The organism is Prevotella sp. P4-51, assembly GCF_002251455.1.
In the GTDB taxonomy this organism is placed as follows: domain Bacteria; phylum Bacteroidota; class Bacteroidia; order Bacteroidales; family Bacteroidaceae; genus Prevotella.
On record NZ_NPJM01000065.1, the window covers coordinates 52,813 to 76,359 of the forward strand.

13 protein-coding genes are annotated in these 23,547 nt (G+C 54.7%); 9 read left to right on the forward strand and 4 right to left on the reverse strand.

The genetic code is table 11. The features are described from left to right. Positions 1–47 precede the first annotated feature (47 nt). A complete protein-coding gene (locus CIK94_RS11475) occupies positions 48–992 on the reverse strand; it encodes a cation diffusion facilitator family transporter (RefSeq protein WP_254045975.1) in 945 nt (314 codons plus the stop codon). 158 nt (positions 993–1,150) lie between these two features. Here CIK94_RS11475 and CIK94_RS11480 point away from each other — a divergent pair, with 158 nt between their 5' ends. From CIK94_RS11480 to CIK94_RS14890, 9 genes are all read left to right on the forward strand, one after another. Continuing rightward, on the forward strand, positions 1,151–1,441 hold the full coding sequence (locus CIK94_RS11480) for a hypothetical protein (RefSeq protein WP_094423100.1): 291 nt from the start codon (positions 1,151–1,153) through the stop codon (positions 1,439–1,441). 342 nt (positions 1,442–1,783) lie between these two features. Next, positions 1,784–1,996 (forward strand): hypothetical protein, encoded by a 213-nt coding sequence (locus CIK94_RS11485; RefSeq protein ID WP_158216573.1) that lies wholly within the window; start codon positions 1,784–1,786, stop codon positions 1,994–1,996. Between the two features lie 17 nt (positions 1,997–2,013). Beyond that, positions 2,014–2,766 (forward strand): hypothetical protein, encoded by a 753-nt coding sequence (locus tag CIK94_RS11490; protein ID WP_158216574.1) that lies wholly within the window; start codon positions 2,014–2,016, stop codon positions 2,764–2,766. 189 nt (positions 2,767–2,955) lie between these two features. Beyond that, positions 2,956–6,219 (forward strand): TonB-dependent receptor, encoded by a 3,264-nt coding sequence (locus CIK94_RS11495; RefSeq protein ID WP_094423159.1) that lies wholly within the window; start codon positions 2,956–2,958, stop codon positions 6,217–6,219. A 21-nt stretch (positions 6,220–6,240) separates the two neighbouring features. Next, a complete protein-coding gene (locus tag CIK94_RS11500) occupies positions 6,241–8,286 on the forward strand; it encodes a RagB/SusD family nutrient uptake outer membrane protein (RefSeq protein ID WP_094423102.1) in 2,046 nt (681 codons plus the stop codon). An 840-nt stretch (positions 8,287–9,126) separates the two neighbouring features. Further along, complete coding sequence (locus CIK94_RS11510; RefSeq protein WP_094423103.1) at positions 9,127–12,804, forward strand: TonB-dependent receptor; 3,678 nt, start codon at positions 9,127–9,129, stop codon at positions 12,802–12,804. Positions 12,805–12,832: 28 nt separating this feature from the next. After that, a complete protein-coding gene (locus CIK94_RS11515; protein ID WP_094423104.1) occupies positions 12,833–14,509 on the forward strand; it encodes a RagB/SusD family nutrient uptake outer membrane protein in 1,677 nt (558 codons plus the stop codon). Between the two features lie 99 nt (positions 14,510–14,608). Continuing rightward, positions 14,609–16,252, forward strand: coding sequence for a fimbrillin family protein (locus CIK94_RS11520; protein WP_144007727.1), 1,644 nt, complete (start codon positions 14,609–14,611; stop codon positions 16,250–16,252). Between the two features lie 67 nt (positions 16,253–16,319). After that, the gene (locus CIK94_RS14890; protein WP_256387324.1) at positions 16,320–16,454 is read left to right on the forward strand and encodes a hypothetical protein; all 135 of its coding nucleotides are present in this window, start codon (positions 16,320–16,322) and stop codon (positions 16,452–16,454) included. 258 nt (positions 16,455–16,712) lie between these two features. Here CIK94_RS14890 and gpmI read toward each other — a convergent pair whose 3' ends face one another. The 3 genes from gpmI to CIK94_RS11535 all read right to left on the reverse strand — a co-directional run bounded on the left by gpmI (position 16,713) and on the right by CIK94_RS11535 (position 23,541). Continuing rightward, complete coding sequence (gpmI, locus tag CIK94_RS11525; RefSeq protein WP_094423105.1) at positions 16,713–18,236, reverse strand: 2,3-bisphosphoglycerate-independent phosphoglycerate mutase; 1,524 nt, start codon at positions 18,234–18,236, stop codon at positions 16,713–16,715. A 1,692-nt stretch (positions 18,237–19,928) separates the two neighbouring features. After that, positions 19,929–22,046, reverse strand: coding sequence for a S46 family peptidase (locus tag CIK94_RS11530; protein WP_094423106.1), 2,118 nt, complete (start codon positions 22,044–22,046; stop codon positions 19,929–19,931). Between the two features lies 1 nt (position 22,047). Then, positions 22,048–23,541: a lipopolysaccharide biosynthesis protein gene (locus tag CIK94_RS11535; RefSeq protein WP_094423107.1), complete on the reverse strand. Its 1,494-nt coding sequence runs from the start codon at positions 23,539–23,541 to the stop codon at positions 22,048–22,050. Positions 23,542–23,547: the final 6 nt, after the last annotated feature.

The window sequence follows — 23,547 nt, forward strand, 5'->3', positions numbered from 1 at the left end:
GTGCCTGTCTATGGCATGCCTCCCCGCTCTTGTTGTATGGGGCTGCGTTATGGCTTCACATATTCGCCGTTGACCTTGACCGGCTCCACGTGCAGATTGATATACGTTTCCTCGCCAAACCGCTCCCTCAGCCGCTGCTCTATGTTGGTGGCGTGCTGATGGGCTTCGTAGAGCGAGAGCGCTCCCGGCATGCGCACGTGCATATCGATGGCGATGTGGCTGCCTATGCGGCGCGTGCGCAGATGGTGGATGGCGCTCACCGTGGGCTCTTCGCTGGCGATGTCGGCTATCTGCCGCTCCATGTCTTCGGGCAGACTCTTCTCGAGCAGCTCGCCCATCGACTGGCCCACCAGTGTATAGGCGGTGCGCATGATGAAGACGCTCACCACCACGGCGGCGATGGGGTCGAGCACAGCCCAGCGGCTGCCCAGGATGATGGCGCCGCCGATGCCTATGGCTGTGCCGATGCTCGAGAGCGCGTCAGAGCGGTGATGCCATGCGTTGGCGACCACGGCGGGCGAGTCCAACCGTCGGCCTACGCTTACCGTGAAGCGGTAAGCCCACTCCTTGAGCGCTATGCTCATCAGCGCTGCCGCCAGAGCTATCCACCCCGGCTGCTCGAGCGCCTCGCCCCTCATGGCGTCCACTATCTTGTCTGCGCCACCATAGCAGAGCATTGCGCCCACCACGCCCAGCGCCATGCCGATGGCTGCCGTCGCCAGCGTCTCATACTTGCCGTGACCGTAGTCATGGTCTCCGTCTTCGGGCTTGCTGCCCAGCCTTACGAAGACCACCACCACCACGTCGGTCAGAAAGTCCGACAGCGAGTGCACCGCATCGGCTATCATCGCAGCCGAACCGCCCACGATGCCGGCGACAAACTTGAATATCAGCAGCACCACATTGATGATGCTGCCCTTGATGGTCACCCTGTTGATGGCGCGCACCCGCTCGTCGGCGACCATCTGTTCCTCCTTCTTCGTTATTGTCATGATATTTTGCATTTACGTTGGCCCCGAAGATAGGGTCAACGGTGCAAAAGTACACATTATTTATATATATAGTATCATTTCCCCCATTTTTTTCATCCCCATTTTTGCAGGAATAAGGCACTCCGATTCCCCCATGCGGTGTAGGTGTAGGCGTGGGGATGATGGTGTGGGTGGACTTGCGTGTAGGTGTAGGCGTGGGGATGATGATGTGGGTGGAGTTGTGGGTTGGAGTAGGTGAGAGGATGATGGTGCGGGTGGAGTTGTGGGTAGGTGTAGGCGAGGGGATGATGGCGTGGGTGGAGTTGTGGGTAGGTGTAGGCGTGGGGATGATGGTGCGGGTGGAGTTGTGGGTAGGAGTAGGTGAGGGGTTGATGGTGTGGGTGGAGTTGTGGGTAGGTGTAGGCGTGGGGATGATGGTGTGGGTGGAAGCGAAGGTTGGAGTAGTTTAGGAGGACACAAGTGGCCAAGTGGGGATACAGTTCGCACCCAGCGGCAACTCTGTAGGAGTTGCGATTTCCCAGCCCAGGGTTGAGGCGTACAGCGCCTCTACCCTGGGTATATATATAAAAGGTGTAGCAACGCTGTAAGAGTTGCGCTTAGCCGTAGGCGTTACCCGCAGCAGGATGTTGGGCAGAAATGTGTAGGCGATTATCATAAAACTGAGTATAACGCCTTCGGCTAATCGCAACTCTTACAGAGTAGCTATAATAGTTGTGCCGCTACCCAGGGTAGCGAGCTTCGCCCGCAACCCTGGACTATGAAAACGCAACTCCTACAGAGTTGCCGCTGGGTTGGACCATTCCGACAAGGACTCCCATCCCAACCATCCCCATGCCCATCCCAACCATCCCCATGCCCATCCCAACCATCCCCATGCCCATCCCAACCATCCCCATGCCCATCCCAACCATCCCCATGCCCATCCCAACCATTCCAATGCCCACGCCAACCATCCCTACGGACGCGACCAACCATCCCCATGCCCATCCCTACCATCCCCATAACTTGCCGATTGTTTATTGTGGTTTCCATATTATCAGCACGGGTGGAGGGAAATTTTCTCGGCAACTGTTTTTGTACCGGCGCCAGCCGGACTTTTTTTACGGCCGTAGGCCGCTTTTTGTTTGTGGTGTCTTCTGATGTCATGCTTTGCATGACTGTGGGTGTGGTGATGATGGCACCGAGGAAAACTTGTTTTCCGGTTGCCATCGGAGCCACGGTCACTATGGCGGAGCCATCAGAAGACGCCACGGCTTTTTGCGTTATCCGTTTCCCGCCCATGCCAAAATCTATGGTTGTCGCGAACCTGAATACATCCACAATTAAACAAATTTTAGGGTATGAAACGACTATTTCGCATCCTGCAACGCATAAATCCAAGTCCGAAATAGTGAAATCGCACCTTGAAATGATGATTAATGCCATCTCGGGCTACATCTCTGTGATGCCTCTGCCATCCCCCGTGGTCATATATGTAATAATGTGCATCCCCACCGCATCCACACTACATTCGTCGGTTGGCGCTCTGTCTGCGCTCCTTGTCCCAATTATTCCTCTTCTTCCACCAATTATCGTCCTTTTCCCGCCGATTACCACTCCGATTTTAACGATTATTCCCCATTTCCTGTTACAATTCAAAAAAATATTAAATATTAATAGAAGAAATGACATATTTATAAGTTGTTATCAAATTTTAATGCTTACATTTGCGAGTGAAATGGTGTTGACGGGCCCGAACAGCCCCCGAGACACACCAAAACACAGAAAAAAGTGAGTGAAAGCCAGTGGCCAAATACATCTGGTGCTTGCATAGCGTCAACCGTATCTTGTAAAACTTGGTTAGTTACGAAACTTATATTATTTATTACCTTTTAAATCATAGTTTATGGATGAGAAACTGAAAAAGACTTCATTCAGTGCTTTGAACATTTCGAAGCAGTGGGCATATTTGTTCGCTGCCTCTATGTTGACCCTTGCTCCGCTGTCAGCGTCAGCAAGCGAAAGCAACAACCTGAATGCAAGCAAGTCTCTTGCCGTACAGCAAGACAAGAAAACAGTCAGTGGTACCGTGGTTGATGCCAACGGTGAACCCATCATCGGTGCTACCGTTAAGGAGGTAGGTACGCAGAACGCTACCATTACCGACGTCAACGGTACCTTCAAACTCAACGTGAAGCCGCGCGCAATGCTCACGGTGTCAAGCGTAGGTTTCAAGGAGCAGACCGTAAAGGCCAGTGACAAAGTAGATGTAACCCTGAAAGAGGACGCAGAAGTACTCGAGCAGGTAGTAGTCGTAGGTTACGGTACCGCCAAGCGTAAAGACGTGTCTGGCGCCATCACCAGCGTGAAGTTTGATGACGGCAAGCTGACCAACCTGCCTAACCCTAACGCCCTGTCTGCCCTGTCAAGCCAGGTAGCCGGTCTGCACTACTCTCCTACGAGCAGCGCTGCTGGTGACAACTCTTCTACCATGACTCTGCGTGGTAAGAACGTGATCCCAGAGAGTCCTGCTGCTGCTAAGCAGGCTAACAATGCTCCTCTGCTCATCGTCGATGGCGTTATCTCTTATGGCGGTATCAGCGAAATCAATACCAATGACATCGCTACCATCGACGTATTGAAGGATGCTTCTGCAGCCGCTATCTACGGTTCGCGTGCTGCCAACGGTGTGATCATCATCACCACCAAGCGTGGCGAGAGCGCCAAGCCTACAGTACGTTTCAACTCTTCTTGGAGCTTCTCTGACTGGAGCCGTAAGCCAGAGTTTGTTAACAACACCGAGCGCTTCTTGATGAACCGTTTCTATGCCAAGCAGGCTGCTGGTGACACGCGTTTCCCCGCAGATGCTACATGGTCTATGGATTTCTTCAAGCAAAACAAGGAAGCCTTCTTCGTTACCACAACTGAAGAGCAGGCTTACGATGCCGGCATGTGGACCAACTGGCTCGACGAAGTTACCCGCACTGGTGTAGGCCAGCAGTACGACCTGAGTGTTGCCGGTGGCAGCAAGGGCGTCAAGTACTACCTCTCTGGCGACTACACTCGCCGTCAGGGTGTACAGCGTGGTGATGACTACGAGAAGTACAACGTAATGTCTAAGATTGACATCGACGTTACCGACTGGTTGAAGGTTGGTTTGAAGGCCAACTACCTCGGCTGGCGTCAGTGGGGTGTAACCGCTACTCTCGGTAACGCCGAGTGGTATTCTCCTTTCTCATTCAAGACTGTTCAGCCTGTTAGAGATGCTGATGGCAATATCGTTGAGAGCTCACTCAAGTATACCTCTTGGTACAACTCTCACCCCGATGGCAATACCCTCAGCCCTCTGTGGGGTTCAGGCGTTAGCGGTGGTGTAGCCGACTCTTATCTCTATGGTGTCAACGACAGAAACGGTAACAACGTCAATGGCGTGTTGACCGCACAGGTTGACTTCCCATTCCTTAAGGGTCTGTCTTATCGCTTCACCTTGAACGCTCAGCGCAACTCAAGCTACCAGGATACATTCAACCGTCCCGAGATGTGGGTAGACACCCGCAATACCGGTCAGATGGACGACCCAACTAAGTTCAACAACAAGGTTGAGGGTATCTCTACAGCTTCTGTTTCTTCATACTGGAATACCGACAATATCTTGACCTATGGTACAGATATCGACAAGCACCACGTTGACGCAATGGTAGGTTACACTCGTGAGTCTTACGACAACAACTACCGTTACCTCAGCTTCAAGGACTTCACCGGTTCTACCTCTCTGGGTTACTACGGTGCTTCTGCTGCCAACACTCAGAATGTAAGACGCGAGCGCACTCGTACCCAGTCTGCTGCTTACCTGGCTCGTTTCAACTACAACTTCGACAGCAAGTACTACGTAACCTTCAACTACCGTCGTGACGGTTTCTCTGCTTTCGCCGAAGGCAAGAAGTGGGGTAACTTCTACGGTGTGTCTGGTGCATGGGTATTCAGCAAGGAAAACTTCATCAAGGACAACCTCACTTGGCTCGACTATGCCAAGCTGCGTCTCTCTTGGGGTCAGAACGGTAGCCGTTCGGTTAGCGCTTACGCCACCAACTCTACTATCTCTACCACCAAGACATGGCTTGACAACCAGTCTACTCTCGGTTACCTTGCCAGCACTCTGGGTAACAAGGATCTGACATGGGCTACCATTACCAAGTACAACCTCGGTTTGGACTTCAGCGTGCTCAACAGCCGACTCGATGGTACTATCGATATCTATAGCGGCCGCACCACCAACATGCTGATGCAGCGCTCTGTACCTTATCCTTCTGGTTTCAACACTGCTTACGCTAACGTAGGTAAGGTGAGCAACAAGGGTATTGAGGTAACTCTGCACTCTGTCAACATCAATGGCGACGGTAAGGACAATGTACGTTGGGAGTCTAACCTCGTATTCGACCTGAACCGCAACAAGGTTATGGAGCTCTACGGCAAGAACTATAAGGGTGTAGAGGCCGACGATGTGGCCAACTTCCACACCTATGGTCCTCAGTCTTACTATGCTCTGATGGTAGGTAGCTCTATCACCGCTGCTTACGACCTGAAGAAGCTCGGTATCTTCCAGAGCCAGGAAGAGATTGACAACTATACATGGAAGAACCCCGAGACTGGCGCCGTTAGCAAGATTCAGCCCGATGCCAAGCCCGGTGACGTGAAGTTCATGGACTGGAACAACGATGGTAAGATTTCTGCTGAAGACCGCCACTGCATTGGTGACCAGGATCCTCTGTTCACTCTGAACTTTGGCAACACCATCAGCTATAAGAACTTCTCTCTGTACTTCAACTTCCGTTGGATGCCAGGTAGCGACAGCCACTTCCTCGGTTACGACCCATACGCTTGGGGTCCCAATGGTGGCAGCGGCAACCAGCTTGACCGCGTAAACCCATGGCGTGCCGACAACAAGAACAACGACTATCCTCGCTATGGATGGAGCAACGAGTTTAAGTACCTCTGGTGGAACAGCCGCGGCTTCCTCAAGCTCAAGGACCTCGTGTTCTCTTACAACTTCGACCGCAACCTCATTGCACCTCTCGGCCTCACCGGTCTCCGTGCATACGTATCAGGTACCGACCTCTTCACCATCACCAACTGGTCTGGTCTCGATCCTGAAACTGGTGGTACTATCGCTGCCGGCGCTGCTTCTACCAAGTATGCAAGCAATGGCGCTTACCGCACCATCACCTTCGGTCTTAACGTGACATTCTAACACATCTAAAAGACAACAGCTATGAAATTAACAAAACAGATATTGGGCATCGTCGCACTTGGTGCGATGGCCCTTACCCAGACAGCCTGCCAGAGCGACTCTGACTTCTTGAAGGAGCACTCTTACAAGCAAGACGACTCGGGTATGTTCAATACTGAAAACGAGGTGGCTATGGCTATCAACTCCTGCTATAAGGAGGTCAACTACCTGGTTCTCGGTCAGACCCACGGTTATCACTCTTATATGCTTACGGGTGTAGGTCTGGATACATACACAGAGAACAACAACAACGACTGCTTCTCTAACTGGACCAAGCTCAACTCTGCCAACGGTTACAGCCGTCACTGGTACAATGAGTTGTACTACCTCGTAAACTACGCCAACACAGCCATCTACGCCATCGAGACCAAGGATATCAAGTATACTACTGCAGAGAAGAAGAACGAGCTCCTGGGCGAGGCACGCTTCATGCGTGGTTGGGCATTCCGCATGCTCGCCGGTATGTTTGGTAATGTGCCTTACCTCGACAAGCCTACCAAGAAGATTGAGATGGGTTACAAGCCCAACACCCGTCAGGAAGTATGGGAGAAGTGCTACGATGACTTCAAGTTTGCTGCTGAGAATATGTCTAAGACAGAGCGTAAGCAGGGATGTGTAACCCGTGCTGCTGCCGACCACATGCTCGCAGAAATCTGCTTGGCTCTCGGTAAGTTTGACGAGGCTATCCAGGCTACCAGCCGCGTAATCGGCGGTCAGGACGGTGACTATCACCTGATGACTACTCGTTTCGGTACTGAGGCCAGCCGTGCTACCGACCGCTACGGTCACTCTCTCGCTGCCGACAAGGGTGGTGCTTATTGGGACCTCTTCGCTACACCCGGCAACGGTTCAGGCAATACCAACCAGGACTACGGTGTAACTGGTAACAAGGAGGCTCTTTGGACCAGCCAGTTCTCTGTAGGTAACTACTCTAATGGTGGTAGCGGTGACGCTTGGTGGCGTATGCGCAACAACACCATGGAAGGCGACTTCATGAGCAACAAGGTTCGTAACTGCGGTACCAACCGTACCGATAATGGTGTGAAGTTCTACCTCTTCGGTGACGACGCTATGTGCTATCCCGCAGGTGTTCAGGGCGGTTCAAGCAGCCTCGGTGTTTCTACCTCTGCTATTGCTGCCGGCCGTTATCAGGCTAACAACACTCGCGACTCTATCGGTGGTGGTTATGCTTACGGTAGCAACCGTAACTGGCCTTGCCGTTACATCTTTGACCCACTGGAGCCTGGTTACATCTGGGCTAAGGCTACCGACCCTGCACAGCCAGGTAAGGCAGACTTCCGTTGCTCTGAGACTATGATGCAGCGCGACTGGTACACTCCCGGTGGTACCAAGTGGAGCGTACAGTGGAAGTATGCTAAGGATCGCGAGAGGGCTCATCCCGGCAACTCAGCTTATGTTTTGAACGCCAGCGATACCCTCGATATCTTCCCACGTTTCTGGAAGTTCTCTCAGGAAAAGCATCCTAACGGTGACGTTAAGGAGTGCGAGTACGAGCCTTACCTGATCCGTATCGCTGAGACCTACCTGCTCCGTGCCGAGGCTTACCTCGCCAAGGGCGACAAGCAGAAGGCTGCCGACGATATCAACGTAATCCGCGACCGTGCCAACGCTCCCCGTTGCTCTGCCGCTGAGGTAGACATCGACTACATCCTCGACGAGCGCACCCGTGAGCTCTTCGGTGAGGAGCATCGTTGCATCACTCTGAACCGTCTGTCTGTTAACCCCAACTGCGGTAGCTACGTTACTTCTAAGTATCCTACACAGGACGAGAAGACCAGCAATACTCTGTATGAGCGTGTACGCAAGTATGGTATGAGCTGGAACAACGCTACTGACCAGGTTAATGCTGACTTCGGCCGTGAGAAGGTTATCTACACCAAGAACGATGGTGCTAAGAGTATCCGCTTCATCCCGAACATCAAGCCTTACAACTACCAGCAGCCTATCCCAGACGACGTGATCAAGTCTAACTCAGGTGCTGAGTATCCTCAGAACTACGGTTATTAATCCTTCGCGATTAATCTCAACTCTTAATAGTGGAGTGGCGGCCCTCGGGTCGCCACTCTTTTTTATGGCTACATTCCTCAGTGCTCCTTCGCTGCTGCTATCTCTCTTGGCAACCTCCTTCAGCGTTCCTTCGCGCGCCCCTACGCCATCTCTCAACGGTAGTCACTGTTTCGGCGAGCCTTTCTTTGCTCCTTTCATTCATGTCTTATACTTCCCCCGCCATCCCTTATAGTTATAATAAGGTGTAGTAGGCAGTTGCATACGGTACAATGTTCATTCTTGGTATCCCCTATAGTTATAATAAGGTGTAAAGGGCAACTCCACATGTTGCTTTGGTCATCCCTGTCGTTGTTTCGGTGGTTTTGCTAACCATCGGTGTTGTTCTGGCTCTTTTCTCTGTCATTCTATCGCTAAGCGACATAGTTTTCTTGCAAGTTGTCGGTGATGAATAAACTTGCGCAATTTTTGCGCAAATTATTAATGATTGTCAATACGGTCATCTCCTTGCCTGCTTCTGTGATAACGACCTGTGAACCAGTGGTTTCTACCACTTTTGTTCTCGTTCTGACCATCGCGGTTGTCATCCTGACATGGTAAAGACGCGTAATTGTCATAAAAAAAAATAAAAAAACGCTTGCGTTGTTAAATATTATTGTTAATTTTGGTGCCGATATGAGTGCGATGCTTAACCTCATCGTGCTAACTGACCACCTAATGAAAGTGCCCATGAACTGAACTAAGACAACGATGCCCCCCAATCTTTCGGCTGTTACAGCAACAGTCGGCATAACCCAAATCGAAAACATAAAAAACAATTCTAATCACCTAATTTAATTCCTTATGGATGAGAAACAGAAAAAGAGCGTGTTCGCTGCTTTGAAGACCTCAAAGCAATGGACCTACCTGCTCGCTGCTTCCATGCTTACGCTTGTGCCCATCTCGGCATCGGCTACAGCTTCCGGCAGTGAGAACGAAAACACAGTGCAGGCCGTACAACAGGCCAAGAAAACCGTTACCGGTCTGGTGAAGGATGCCCACGGCGAGCCCGTCATCGGCGCCACTGTGGCTGAAGTTGGCAATGCCACCAATGCCACCATCACCGACGCCAACGGTAACTACCGCCTCCAGATCAAGCTTGGTTCGCGCATCAGCGTAAGCTCCATCGGCTATCAGCAGCAGACTCTCGCTGCCAAAGGCAATGTAGTCAACGTCACTCTGGAAGAAGACCAGGCCATCCTCGACGAAGTTGTCGTTGTGGCATACGGTACCCAGAAGAAGAAAGACCTTACCGGTTCGATGACCGCCGTCAAGGCCGAGAACATCGCCGTGCAGAACACCACCACCGTGAGCCGTGCGCTCGAGGGTGCCGCCCCTGGTATCCGCGTGTCTTCGGTCGACGGACAGCCAGGTTATGATATGGCTGTGCGCATCCGTGGTGTAAGCTCCACCAACGGCGCCTCTGCCGCCGCCCTTATCGTCATCGACGGTGTGGCCCAGCAGACCAACTCTACCTATGAGAACCCCCTCTCTCAGCTTGACCCCAACGATATCGCCTCTGTCTCTATCCTCAAGGACGCCGCCTCTACCGCCCTCTACGGTTCGCGTGGTGCCAACGGCGTGGTGCTCATCACCACCAAGAAGGGACAGAGCGGCAAGGCCAAAATCTCCTTTGAGAGCCGTTGGGGCTGGAACTCTATCGGAGACTACAATGTCAACTCTATAGACAACGCCGCCCAGTACTATGAGTACGTATGGAAGAGTATCTACAACTCCTACCGCTACGGAGTCAATGGCACCGGTCTTCCCGGCGTAGATGCCAGCGGCCGATACTACACCAACGTGGGCAACCCCAACCACTCTGACGCCGAGGCCCGCCTCTTCGCCAGCCAGCACCTCTTCGACTACAACAACAGCGAGACCGCTTTCCAGAAGAACCTGCTCAAGAACAACATGGCTTACAACGTGCCCGGTGCCATCTATACCAACACCGGCTCAGGCAGCAACTCCAGCTCTACCATGACCGGAGCCTACCTTATCGACCCCGAGACCGGCCGTCTGAACCCCCTGGCCCGCCAGCTCTACAGCGGCGACGCCTCTGACCTGCTCTTCAGCAACGCTTTCCGCCAGGAGTACAACCTCTCTGCCAGCGGTGGTAGCGACAAGGCCCACTACTACTTCTCTCTCGGCTATCAGGACGACCCCTCATTCCTGCTCAGCAGTGAGTTCCGTCGTTACAGCGGCCGTGCCAATATGGATGCCCAGGTGCTGAAGTGGTTGAAAGTAGGCGCCAACATCGGTTACTCCAACACCAAGACCCGCGCACAGGCAGGTAAGTGGGGCTCTCGCCAGATTGGTGGTGCCTCCGGTAACGCCATGCTCCATGTCAAGGGTTGGTCGCCCATCTACCCCGTCTATCAGATGAACGAAGACGGCACTGTGGCTACCGACGACAAGGGCAACATCCTCAATGTCTACAACAAGTCTTGGTCTCCTCTCGGTGAGAACCATGTAGCCGACCGCAACTTCGGCAGCGACTATATGTATATCACCCGCACCAACATGGAGCGTCAGGATATCATCAACTGGACCAGCCGCTTCTTTGCCCAGATTGACTTCCTCGACCACTTCAACTTCACAATCAACTTCAACATGGACGAGCAGCACTGGCGTCGTACTTCCTATATGAACAGTATCGCCGGACGTGCCAGCGGTCAGGGCAGCTTCGGTCTCAAGACCTATACCCGCCGCATCATCAACACCCAGCAGCTGCTCTCTTACGACCAGGACTTCGGCAAGCACCATGTTGACGCTCTGGTAGGTCACGAGTATGAAGACCTCGACCGCAAGGATGTCAACTTCGGTACTTCCTACGAGCTTCTGCCCGGTTATATCATCCCTGGCAACTTCGTAGGCCACTACACCAACTACGGTGGTGAGAACACCGCTACTCCGAGCTGGGGTCTCAATACCTACCGCACCGAGTCTTACCTGGGTCGCGCCAACTACAACTACGCCGAGCGCTACTATGCATCAGCCTCTCTGCGTCGCGATGCCTCTTCCAAGTTTACCAAGGACAACCGCTGGGGTACCTTCTGGTCTCTGGGCGCCGGCTGGCGCTTCTCCGAGGAGCCCTTCTTGAAGAGCGCCAAGTCCTGGCTCGACAATGCCAAGCTGCGTCTGAGCTATGGTGTCACCGGTAACTCCAACGGACTCACCAGCTACTACCTCAACCAGACCTACGGCTACGGCGTATCGGCCTGGCAGGAGGGTGCCACAGGTACCGGCGTGCCCAAGGTGACCACCATCACCGGCGGTAACCTCGTACGTACCGACCTCACCTGGGAGGTTATCCACCAGTTCGACCTCGGTCTCGACTTCTCTGTACTGGGAAGCCGCCTCACCGGTGCCATCGACTACTACAACAACCTCACCTCCAATGCGCTCTACAACCAGATGGTTTCGCCGCTCGCCAATATGGGCTCGACCACGCTGCAGAAGAATGCCGCCAAGATACGCAACACCGGTATTGAAATCGAGCTCGACGCCGACATCATCCGTACCAAGGACTGGACCTGGAGCGTAGGCGTCAACGCCACCCACTATACCACCAAGCTCGTCAAGGTGCCTGCCGACCAGATACCCAACTGGGACAACACCATGGACGTGCCCAAGGGCACATGGGTCGTACAGACCGAGGATATGGCTCAGGCCGGAACAGCCAGCCATGCCGGACGTGGCGACTTCTACCTCCGTGGCGAGGGCAAGGACCTCTTCAATCTCTATATGTACAAGTATGCCGGCGTAGACCAGGCTTCGGGTCTGCCTATGTACTGGCACCGCGTGACCTATGCTGACACCCATCCCGATGCCAACGGCGCTTATGCCAACGGTGGCCGCTATGCCGAGTACAAGCAGGGCGATAACGTGAAGACTACCGTGGCAGCCGACGCTTCAGAGTACGAGTGCGGCAGCGCCATCCCCGATGTCATGGGCGGTATCACCACTAATCTGCGCTGGAAAGACTTCGACCTCGGTATCGTAGCTGCTTACCAGCTCGGTGGCAAGTTCTTCTCTATGGAGTATGCCCAGCACCTCTTCCGCGGTTCTACCCTCGGTGGCTCCAATATCCCTGTTTCCAAGGATGTCGTAGGCGCTACCTGGACTCCCGACAACACCGGTGCCAAGTATCCTATGCAGTGGTTCAACAGCTCTGGCGGCGACTACTATCTCGATGGTGTCCTCCTCCCCGGCAGCCACAAGTACACCGATATGGCACTCTTCAGCGCCTCTTACTTCCGTCTGAAGAACATCACTCTGGGCTACACCGTACCCAAGAATCTGCTTCGCAAGATAGGTATCAGCAAGCTGCGCGCCTTTGTATCTGCCGACAACCTGCTCATCTTCTCTGCCCAGAAGGGTGTAGACCCCTCTATGTCGGCTATCGGTGGCAAGGAGGTCGATACATACATCTATCCTCAGATGCAGACCATAACTCTGGGTCTTAACCTCGAATTCTAAATCACTGACCATTATATATACAGAAGATATGAAACGAATATATAAGAATATAGTTGCCGCAGCCCTGCTCGTAGCGGGAGTCTCGGCATGTAGCAGCCGCCTGGATGTCAATAACCCCAACTACTTCACCAAGGACGACATCGACAACATCCTCCAGGGTGATGACGAAGAGAAGAAGGACAAGGTGGTGGCAGGACTCGTATCGGTTCTTCCCGGCTACATCAATATCTACAATGCCGCGCTCAACGGCGGCTACTCCAACGGCTATGCCTACGAGTCCAACTTCGAGTTGCGCCGATTCATGCAGTCGGGCGATGTGGTCGAAGGCTCATCTGCCAACAAGGGTACCTACAACCAGTGGTACCAGAACAGCCCCAGCGTGACCTACTGGCAGACTAACGATGATATACAGAACTATGGCTACTACCTCGGCCCCGTCTACAAGATTACCAATGCCATCAAGGCCATGCAGTATCTCAGCGACGACAACGTCAAGGAAGACAAGAAGATGAAGGGCTACCAGGCCCAGGCCCTCACCATGAAGGCCATCGGCTACACCATGCTCATGGAGCGCTACACCGACCTCCAGGACGTCACCTCCGAGACCAAGCAGGGTTGGCCCATCTACAACGACTACGCCTACAACCCCGCCACCGAGCCCAAGTCGGTGGCTGAGACCTGGGCTACCATCAAGGAGTATTTCGACAAGGCTGTCAAGTCTTTCCATGAGTCCTCCATCGGTACCAAGGGCTATCTGAGCGGTCACACTTCCGATGTGGTCTACAGCATCAACTGCGCTGTGGCTCAGTACTACCGTTGCCGCGCCGCCATGGACCGCAAGGACTGGGCTACCGTCATCGATGGCGCCACAGAGCTGCTCTCTTACTATCCCAACTTTATCAAGGCCAGTGACTATGGTATGGACCAGTCTAAGCTCGCCTCTGTAGCTGCCCGCAACGACAACGGATGGTGTGGCAAGGAGTATAACGCCGAGGAAAACGCCTTCTACAACTGGGAGAAGAACCCCGAGGGTATCTTTGGTAGTGCCCGCGGTTCGAGCAACATGTTCTGGACCAACGGCGGCTTCAACGCCCTCAAGCGCGGTCCTTCGGGTTACTATCAGGTCGACGCCGATATCTACAATGCCCTGTCAGACAATGACTGCCGCAAGGCTTGTATCCTCGCCGATGACTTTGAGAACTATCCCATCTACTCTTTTGAGAACAACGACTCTACCTGGTACAGCTATACCATGCCCAAGTACACCAGTCTGAAGTGGGCGGCTTCGTCGTCCATCGGTCACAACGGTGAGATGCATGACAACAAGTACACCGTGTCAGACAATATCTATCTGCGCACCTCTGCCGTATGGCTCATGCTCGCCGAGGCTTATGCCCAGAGCGGCCAGGACGCCATGGCCAAGCAGACCCTCAACAAGCTGCTTGAGGCTCGCACCATCGAGGGCCGTCCCACGATGACCTGCGACAACACTATGGCTGGCATGAGTACCATGGATATGGTCAAGCTGCAGTGGCGCATCGAGATGTGGGGCGAGGGCGACTGGGCCTTCTACAACCAGAAGCGTTGGGGCACCCAGCACATGCGTGGAGCCAACCACTGGAGCAAAACTCAGATCAGTCACTTCACATGGGAGATTCCTCAGAAGGAGCGCATCGGCAATCCTTACTGGAAGTCACTCGACTAATCATCCCTTACGTAATCGCCGCAGAGGAGCGCAGGGCTCCGGCCCCCGTCTCCTCTGCGGATGATAAACCTAATGATAACTCAAAACAACGAACAAATCATGAAAAAAAGAATATTGACATACGCCTCCATGCTGGTAGCGCTGCTGGGTCTCGTGGCCTGTAGCGACAATGCCGAGGACGTAAGCGAATCTTCAGAGGCCAACGTGTCGATGAAGAACATCAGTGTCACTGCCCAAGTGCCTGGTGCCAATACCTACGGCGCGCTCAAGGCGTTCAGCCTGAGCGACGTGCTCCACGTCACCTTCCAGAAGTCTGACGGCACCCAGACCGGCCGCACGCAGACCCTGCGCTGCGCCGAGTCGACAGGCTCTACCGCCACCTTCAGCGCCCAGCGCGTGGCTGTGCCCAACGACGCCGCCAACATGCTGCTCACCTGGGACAACCCCGCCTGCAAAATCAATTGGGACGGCAAGCCCGTAGTGGTCGAGGAGTTTGGTACCCAGGCAGGTACCGAGGAGTGGGTGCGCCAGCACTCGGTCATCAGCGCCACCACCGCCGTGGGCGAGAGCGCCAATGTGACCTTGGCTTACCAGACCGCAGTGGTCAAGATTGATGTGCAGTTCCCTACCGACGCCGATGAGCCCACTGTTGCCAACACCCGCCTCACCCTCTCTGGTCTTATCAACAAACTCGTCATGGACAATGGCAAGGCCCTCACCGCCGGTGAAGGCGTGACAAGCACCACTGGCGATGTGGTAGTGGCTCCCGCCGTGATTGACGCTGCCGCCCGCAAGGTGACCGCCTATGCAGTGGTTTGGCCCCAGGCCAGCTACGACGGTGTGACTCTCGCTGCTACCATCGACAATGCCAACTTCTCTGGTGTCTTCCGTCTCGGTGCGGTGAAGCCCGGCGAGGACAACACTGTGGTCTCTAAGGTAGACTTCAACTCACGCGAGTACGACCTCTGGTACGACGATGCCGCCGCCACCATCGAGGATGTTACCGGCAACGTGGTAACGGCTCCCAAGTGGATGACCCTCAGCGGTGGTGTCATCACCATCGAGGCCAACACCACCGGTTCTATCCGTAAGGGTACCATGGTGCTCGACAACGGTCGCAAGTATATCGTCACCCAGATTGGCGTCAACGACTTCAGCGGTCAGTGGACGCTCTACTCCAAGCAGTTCAACGCCTCCAAGTCATGGGGTGGCTCCACCAGTACCAGCAAGATGCCCTGTACCTTCGGCAAGCCTCGCAAGGGCGAGACCCTCACTGGTCCCGACGGCAATACCTATACCAACAACTTCGGTATCAAGGGCCTCTACTTCGACTCAGTGCTCGACGGCACCATCGCCATCGACTACGAGAAGAAGACCGTGAAGGTAGGTATCATGTTTGACTGCCGCGAGGGTCAGCCCACCGGCAACGACAAGTACAAGTACTGCATGTATCTGCCCGAAGGTTCGGCAAACAACGGATGGGGTAACTACAACTTCCAGCCCAAGGACTTCTCGACCACCAAGTACGACTGGCTGTGGCTCACTCTCGGCTCTGACAACAAGTCGCTCAAGTACAAGTACTTCAAGGCTGGCCAGAAGATGGGTAACTATTATGTTTGCGGTATCTCTATCGTGGCCAGCTCTCAGGCTGCTGCCAGCTCGTTTACCGCCTCTTACGACAACATCTACCAGGCCAACTACAACACCAGCAACGACGAGGGTATGTACTTCCTCAAGAACTAAGGCTCTGCCGACAACCCTATAGCAATACACCGCTTCGTCCCGAGGGATGGAGCGGTGTATTTGTGTTATGGGGGTATGGGCAGCCGGCGCAGTAGAGGTGTGGTCGGTGGGTTGCTCGGTCATTCTCGGCAGCATAGAGGCTGCTCCGACCGTCGCAGAGGCTGTTTGGGCTGCTGCTGTGGGGCTCTTGGCTGGCTCGTGACTTATGATACGTGGGCTCGTATCGTAAGGCACGAGCTTACGTATCTTATGTTACGTGGGCTCGTGACTTCCGTTACGAGCCGGCGATGGTGGTCGGCACGGTGGCTGCAGCCCGCTCTGCGCCAGGGCTGATGGCCTTGCCGTCGCTGGGTTGGTGCTGCGCGTCGGTGGCAAGCCCCGCTGCGGGCAGTACAACAAGAGAGCCGCGGCTGTTGTCAGTCGCGGCTCTCAGGGTTATTGTAGCTTTCGCTGTATGTGATTACTTGTTGTCTTCTATCAGGTTCTCACCGGTCATGTCGGCAGGCTGCTCCAGTCCCATGATGTGGAGGATAGAGGGAGCCACGTCTGCCAGGCGTCCGTTCTTGACGGTGGCGCTGTTGTTGTCGGTGACGTAGATGAAGGGCACGTGGTTGAGCGAGTGTGCGGTGTTGGGCGTACCATCAGGGTTGATGGCGTTGTCGGCGTTGCCGTGGTCGGCTATGATGATGGCCTCGTAGTCGTTGGCCTTGGCAGCCTCGATGACGTCGCGCACGCAGCAGTCTACGGCATGCACAGCCTTGGCTATGGCGTTGTAGACACCGGTGTGGCCCACCATGTCGCCGTTGGCGAAGTTGACCACGATGAAGTCATACTCCTGGGTGTTGATGGCACCCACCAGCTTGTCCTTCACCTCGTAGGCGCTCATCTCGGGCTTGAGGTCATAGGTGGCCACCTTGGGAGAGGGTACCAGTATGCGGTCTTCGCCCTCGTATGGAGCCTCGCGACCACCGTTGAAGAAGAATGTCACGTGGGCATACTTCTCTGTCTCTGCGGTGTGCAGCTGGCGCTTGCCGTGCTTGCTGAGATACTCGCCGAGAGTGTCTTCCACGTTCTCCTTGGGGAAGAGTATGTTCACGCCCTTGAATTTGGCATCATAGGGAGTCATGCAGTAATACTGTAGACCCTTGATGGTGTGCATACCCTCTTCGGGCATATCCTGCTGGGTGAGCACCTGGGTGAGCTCCTTGGCGCGGTCGTTGCGGAAGTTGATGAAGATTACCACATCGCCCTCCTCGATGGTACCGTTTACGGTCGAGTTGACGATAGGCTTTACAAACTCGTCGGTCACGCCGTCGGCGTAGCTCTCCTCCATGGCCTTAACCATGTCGGTGGCTTCCTTGCCCTTGCCCTCGACGAGCAGGTCGTAAGCCTCTTTCACGCGGTTCCATCGCTTGTCGCGGTCCATGGCGTAGAAGCGGCCGATGATGCTGGCGATGTGGGCGCCGTTGGCTGCGCAGGTGTCAGCTATCTGCTGGATAAATCCGGCTCCGCTCTTGGGGTCGGTGTCGCGACCGTCCATGAAGCAGTGTACGAAGGTCTTGTCCAGGCCATACTCCTTGGAGATTTCAATCAGCTTGAAGAGGTGGTCGAGCGAAGAGTGTACGCCGCCAGTTGAGGTCAGACCCATCAGGTGGAGCTTCTTGCCGTTCTCCTTGGCATAGCTGTAGGCTGCCACGATGCCGGGGTTCTTCAGGATAGAGCCGTCCTTGCAGGCGCGGTTAATCTTGACCAGGTCCTGATAGACCACGCGGCCGGCGCCGATATTGAGGTGACCCACCTCTGAGTTGCCCATCTGTCCGTCGGGCAGACCCACATCCTCGCCCGAAGCTGCGAGCTCAGAGTGGGCGGAAATAGCGGTGAGATAATCCAAATAAGGTGTCGGGGTGTTGAAGATAACGTCTCCCTTACCATGCTGTCCGATTCCCCATCCATCGAGAATCATCAATAAAGCTTTCTTTGCCATAATTGTCTTAATATTTTGATATTCTTTAGTTTCTGAGTGCAAAGTTACTGCAAATCGCAGACAACGCAAAGAAAATCTCTCAGTTTTTTATCTTTGCCCCGCAGCGCGGTGGAGGATGGGGCGGAAACCACCTCGCTGGCTGCGGCACCACCATGTGGTATTGCGGGAGTGGGGTAGGTGGCGTCCAGACCCGAGGCGGGTAACGCCTACGGCTAATCGCAACTCTTACAGAGTAGCAATATTAGTAGTACAGCTACCCAGGGTAGCGTGCTTCGCCCGCAACCCTGGGCTGGGAAAACGCAACTCTGTCAGAGTTGCCGCTGCTGATACGAGTGTATCTCCCACGTACTCATACCATGCTCAGGGGTGTACGTTCCGCCATTAGGAGGATGCAGTAAAACAACCTTTTCGGGTGCGCCACCACCATGTGGTATTGCGGGAGTGGGGTAAGTGGCGTCCAGACTCGCGGCGGGTAACGCCTACGGCTAATCGCAACTCTTACAGAGTAGCAATATTAGTTGTACAGCTACCCAGGGTAGCGTGCTTCGCCCGCAACCCTGGGCTGTGTAATCGCAACTCCTCCAGAGTTGCCGCTGCTGATACGAGTGTATCTCCCACATACTCATACCACGCTCAGGGGTGTACGTTCCGCCATTAGGAGGATGCGGTAAAACCAACTTGTCGGGTGCGCCACCACCATGCGTAATTGCGGGAGTGGGGTAGGTGGCGTCCAGACTCGCGGCGGGTAACGCCTACGGCTAATCGCAACTCTTACAGAGTAGCAATATTAGTAGTACAACTACCCAGGGTAGCGTGCTTAGCCCGCAACCCTGGGCTGGGAAAACGCAACTCTGTCAGAGTTGCCGCTGCTGATACGAGTGTATCTCCCGCATACTCATACCATGCTCAGGGGTGTACGTTCCGCCTTTAGGAGGATGCAGTAAAACCACCTTGCCGGGTGCGCCACTACCATGCGTAATTGCGGGAGTGGGGTAGGTGGCGTCCCGACCTGCGGCGGGTAACGCCTACGGCTAATCGCAACTCTTACAGAGTAGCAATATTAGTAGTACAACTACCCAGTGTAGCGTGCTTCGCCCGCAACCCTGGGCTGTGTAATCGCAACTCTATTACCTTTCCGCGCCGCACTGCGCCGCGCCGGTGACCTTCGGTTCAGAGTTGCCGCTGCTGATACGAGTGTATCTCCCACGTACTCATACCATGCTCAGGGGTGTATGTTCCGCCATTATATATATAATAAGGTGTGACGAACATGGTTGTCCAGACGATGGGATGCTCGTTGTTGGCGGCTCGTGTCTTCTCTCGATTGGCGCCATGGTAGTAGTTGGTATCCCGATGCGCAAATCAGATAATCGAAAGGTGGATGATAGCGCCCTATGGCGAACTCCCAACCCTGGGGGAACGGGCATAGAAAGAAGCAACGCTGTAAGTCTTGCGTTTAGCCAAGCGTTACTCGCAGATGCAGGTCACAACAGATCAACTATCTTTGACGCTAAAGCTAATCACAACACCTACAGCGTTGCTAATATAGGTCGGAAAAACCCCAAAGCCCAATCGCGGCCACCATTCTAACTATCTAAGAAACAGCAAGAATGAGCTCCCGCCCCCTGGGGAGGGTTGGGGAGGGGCTTTTGGAGGGCCGGGGAGGGGCTCGGTTTTATCCCTATCCCCTTATCACTTCACTCCCATCTCCTTGAGCAGGCGGTCGGCGTGGCCCCAACGATCCATCATGTAGAGGACGAAGCGGATGTCGACGCCGATGCAACGAGCGAGGCGCTTGTCGAACCAGATGTCGCTGGAGAGCGAGTCCCAGTTGCCGTCGAAGGCAAGACCGATGAGGCGGCCCTTACCATCAAACATGGGAGAGCCCGAGTTGCCGCCAGTAATGTCGTTGTTGGTGAGGAAGCACAGCTGCATCTTGCCCGTGGTCTTGTCGGTATAGCTGCCAAAGTCTTTGGCGCCGAGCAGTTGCTTCATCACAGGCTCTACCTGGTAATCGATGGTGCCGCGGTCGCCAGCCTCCATCTTCTTGACGATGCTCTCTGCCTCGGTGTAGTAGCCCGAGGGCTTGCCGCCGAGCATGTAACCACCCACCTGGCCATAGCTGAGACGCATGGTGAAGTTGGCGTCGGAGTAGTGGGGCAGTTCCTGTTCCATGCGCACCTTGGCGTCGCAGAGATACTGCTCCTGCAGGTCGATGGAGTCGGCATTCTGGAGGTACGACTTCAATATCTCGGTGCGGATGTCCATGAGCTGCTTGCCATACTGGTATCCGGGGTCTTTGAGGAGCTGCTTGCTGTTGAGCATAATCTTCTTGCCGCTCTTCATGAGGATGGTATTGTCCCACAGCCAGTCCACATACTTGCGCGTGTCGCCTCCGAAGCGGTCGGCGATAGTCTGGTAGAAGGCGGGCAGCTTGTCGGCAGCCACATACTTGCGGTAGTTGTCTATCAGCGTAGCCATCACGTCGCGGTCGAGCGCTTCATCCCACTCGGCGCTGTTGTCCTTGAATACATAGTACTGCTTCTTCTTGGCAGCGGTGGGGTTGACGGCGGTGGGGTTGCTGGCTATGCGCATGGCGCGGCTGTTGAGCTCGGTGGTGCGGCGGAAGGTCTCGCCCCAGACGGTGAGCATGCGTGCAGCGTCGAAACGCTGGGCGTAGAACTTGGCGAGCTTGTCCATGTCGAGCTTGCCTTTGAGGTATCCCGTCCACTTCTGGTAGTCGACAATGCGGTCTTCAAAGTCGGCTTTCTGGCGGATAATGCCCACAGAGTCGATGCACTTGTTCATGCCGAGAGAGTTCTTCCAGTAGTTGGAGCTCTGCGCGTACTTGGAGTCATACTTGATGCGCACGGCTTCGTCGGCGCGCATGTGGCGAATCATCACCTCCTGCTTCACACCACGTATCTGTGCGCGGGGAGCATTGTCGGCGTCGCGCATCTCACGTATACCGTATGAGGAGAGGTAGCGCTCGGTAGAGCCGGGGTATCCCACGGTCATGGCGAAGTCTCCCTCCTTGTAGCCGTCGAGCGAGACGGGTGCCCAGTGCTTGGGACGGTATGGCACGTTGTCCTTGGAGTAGTCAGCAGGACCGTTGGTCTTCGGGTCGGCATAGATTCGGAACACTGAAAAGTCGCACGTCTGTCGTGGCCACATCCAGTTGTCGGTCTCACCGCCAAATTTACCCATCGATTTGGGGATAGTAAAGACGAGACGCAGGTCTCTGAACTCCTGGTAGGTAGTGGCATAATACTTGTTGCCCTCATAGAAAGGCTTGATCTCAAGCTCCAGGTTGGCATCCTTGGCGTGTACCTCCTTGAGCATCTCGTTCTCGACCTCGTCGAGCAACTTGGCCTGCTCCTTGGCGGTCATGGTGCGTATGCCCCGCTTCTCGAGCAGCGGGGTGATGTCGCGCTGGTCGACCATGAAGCGCACAAACATGCCCTTGTTGGGCAGCTCGTCGGCATAGGTCTTGGCGAAAAATCCGTTGAGCATGTAGTCGTGCTCCACGGTAGAGTGGCTGCGTATGGCCTCAAATCCACAGTGGTGGTTGGTGAACACCAGTCCGTCGGGCGAAACCACTACTCCCGAGCAGTAGCCCGAGAAGTTTACCACTGAGTTCTTGATGGCGTCGTCGCTCTGATACAGGCTGCTGTAGGGCAGAGCAAATCCGTAGCCCTTCATCTGCTCGTACACCGCGTTGGGCAGGTTGTAGAGCGTCCACATTCCCTCGTCGGCCTTGGCCGCGATGGTAGCCGCAAAGGCGGCTAAGATGACAAATAACTTTCTCATATTATCGTTTGTTAAAGTATTTACCGATTACGGGGAGCCCGCTGAGCGGGAAGTCTCTCTTCACGAGATAGGCCACAAAGACCAGGATGAGCAGGGTGTTGACAGCCAGCGACGCACCCATAGGCAGCAGCCTGTTGGCAGCAGTCATTCCGGCGGTGAGCACGGCGGTAAGAGCCACATAGACCATCATCTCCTTGACGGGATAGTCGATGGGATATTTCTTCTGACCCACAAAGTAGGACAGGAGCATCGCCGTGCCGTAGCCTGCCACTCCACCCCACGCACACGCCATGTAGCTGTAGCGCGGCACGAAGACCACGTTTACCACGACCAGTACCAGACAGCCCGCGCCCGAGAACCAGGCGCCATAGATGGTCTTGTCGATGAGCTTGTACCAGAAAGAGAGGTTGAAGTAGATGCCCATCATTATCTCGGCAGCCATCACGATAGGTACAACGCGCAGCCCCGGCCAGTAACTGCGGTCGCGGATGACGTAACGCAGAATGTCCATATATCCAATCACAGCCAAAAACGCCAACAGGGTGAAGATGACGAAGTACTTCATGGCTTTGGCGTAGGTGTCGCGGCTGTCGCGATCTTTGGCTTTGCCGAAAACAAACGGCTCGTAGGCATAGCGGAACGCCTGGGTAATCATGGCCATAATCATGGCTATCTTGGTGGCTGCACCATAGATGCCCAGCTGCGCCTTCTCGTCGGTGCCGGTATAGAGGTAGGGGAAAATAATCTTGTCGAGCGTCTGGTTGAGTATTCCGGCGATGCCCAGGATGAGCAGCGGCCATGCGTAGCGCATCATCTTGCCCCAAAGTGCGCGGTCAAAGCGGTAGCGGAAGCCCGTAAGCTCATGCCAGAAGCACACCACTACCACGGCGGTGCACACCAGGTTGATGTAGAAGACCATGCCCACATTGAGCGTGAACTTGTCGTCGTACAGCCCGAAGGGGTTGAGCCTCAGAGCTGGCAGCACGATGAGGTAGGTGAGGTTGAGGATAATGTTGAGGATGATGTTGACCAGCTGCAGGCTGGCAAACTTGATGGCGCGCTTCTGGTAGCGCAGGTAGGCGAATGGGATGCACTTGAAGGCGTCGATGGCGACACACACAAACATCACCGCCACCCAGTCGGGGTGGTCTGGGTATTTCATGAATCCCGCTATCTGGGGCAGCAGCGCAAAGACAGCGATGACAAACAGCAGCGACGATACTCCCACCGATACCAGCACGGTGGAATAGACCCGCATGGGGTCGTCCTCGGTCTTGTTGATAAACCGGAAGAAGGTGGTCTCCATGCCGTAGGTGAGTATCACCATCAGCAGCGCCGTGTAGGCATAGATGTTGGTTACCACGCCATACTCGCCACCGCCCGCGACAAAGGCTGCCGTCTGGATGGGTACCAGGAGATAATTGATGAAACGTCCGGCGATGCTGCTGATGCCATAGATGGCAGTATCTTTGACCAGACTCTTTAAATTAGCCATTTCTGT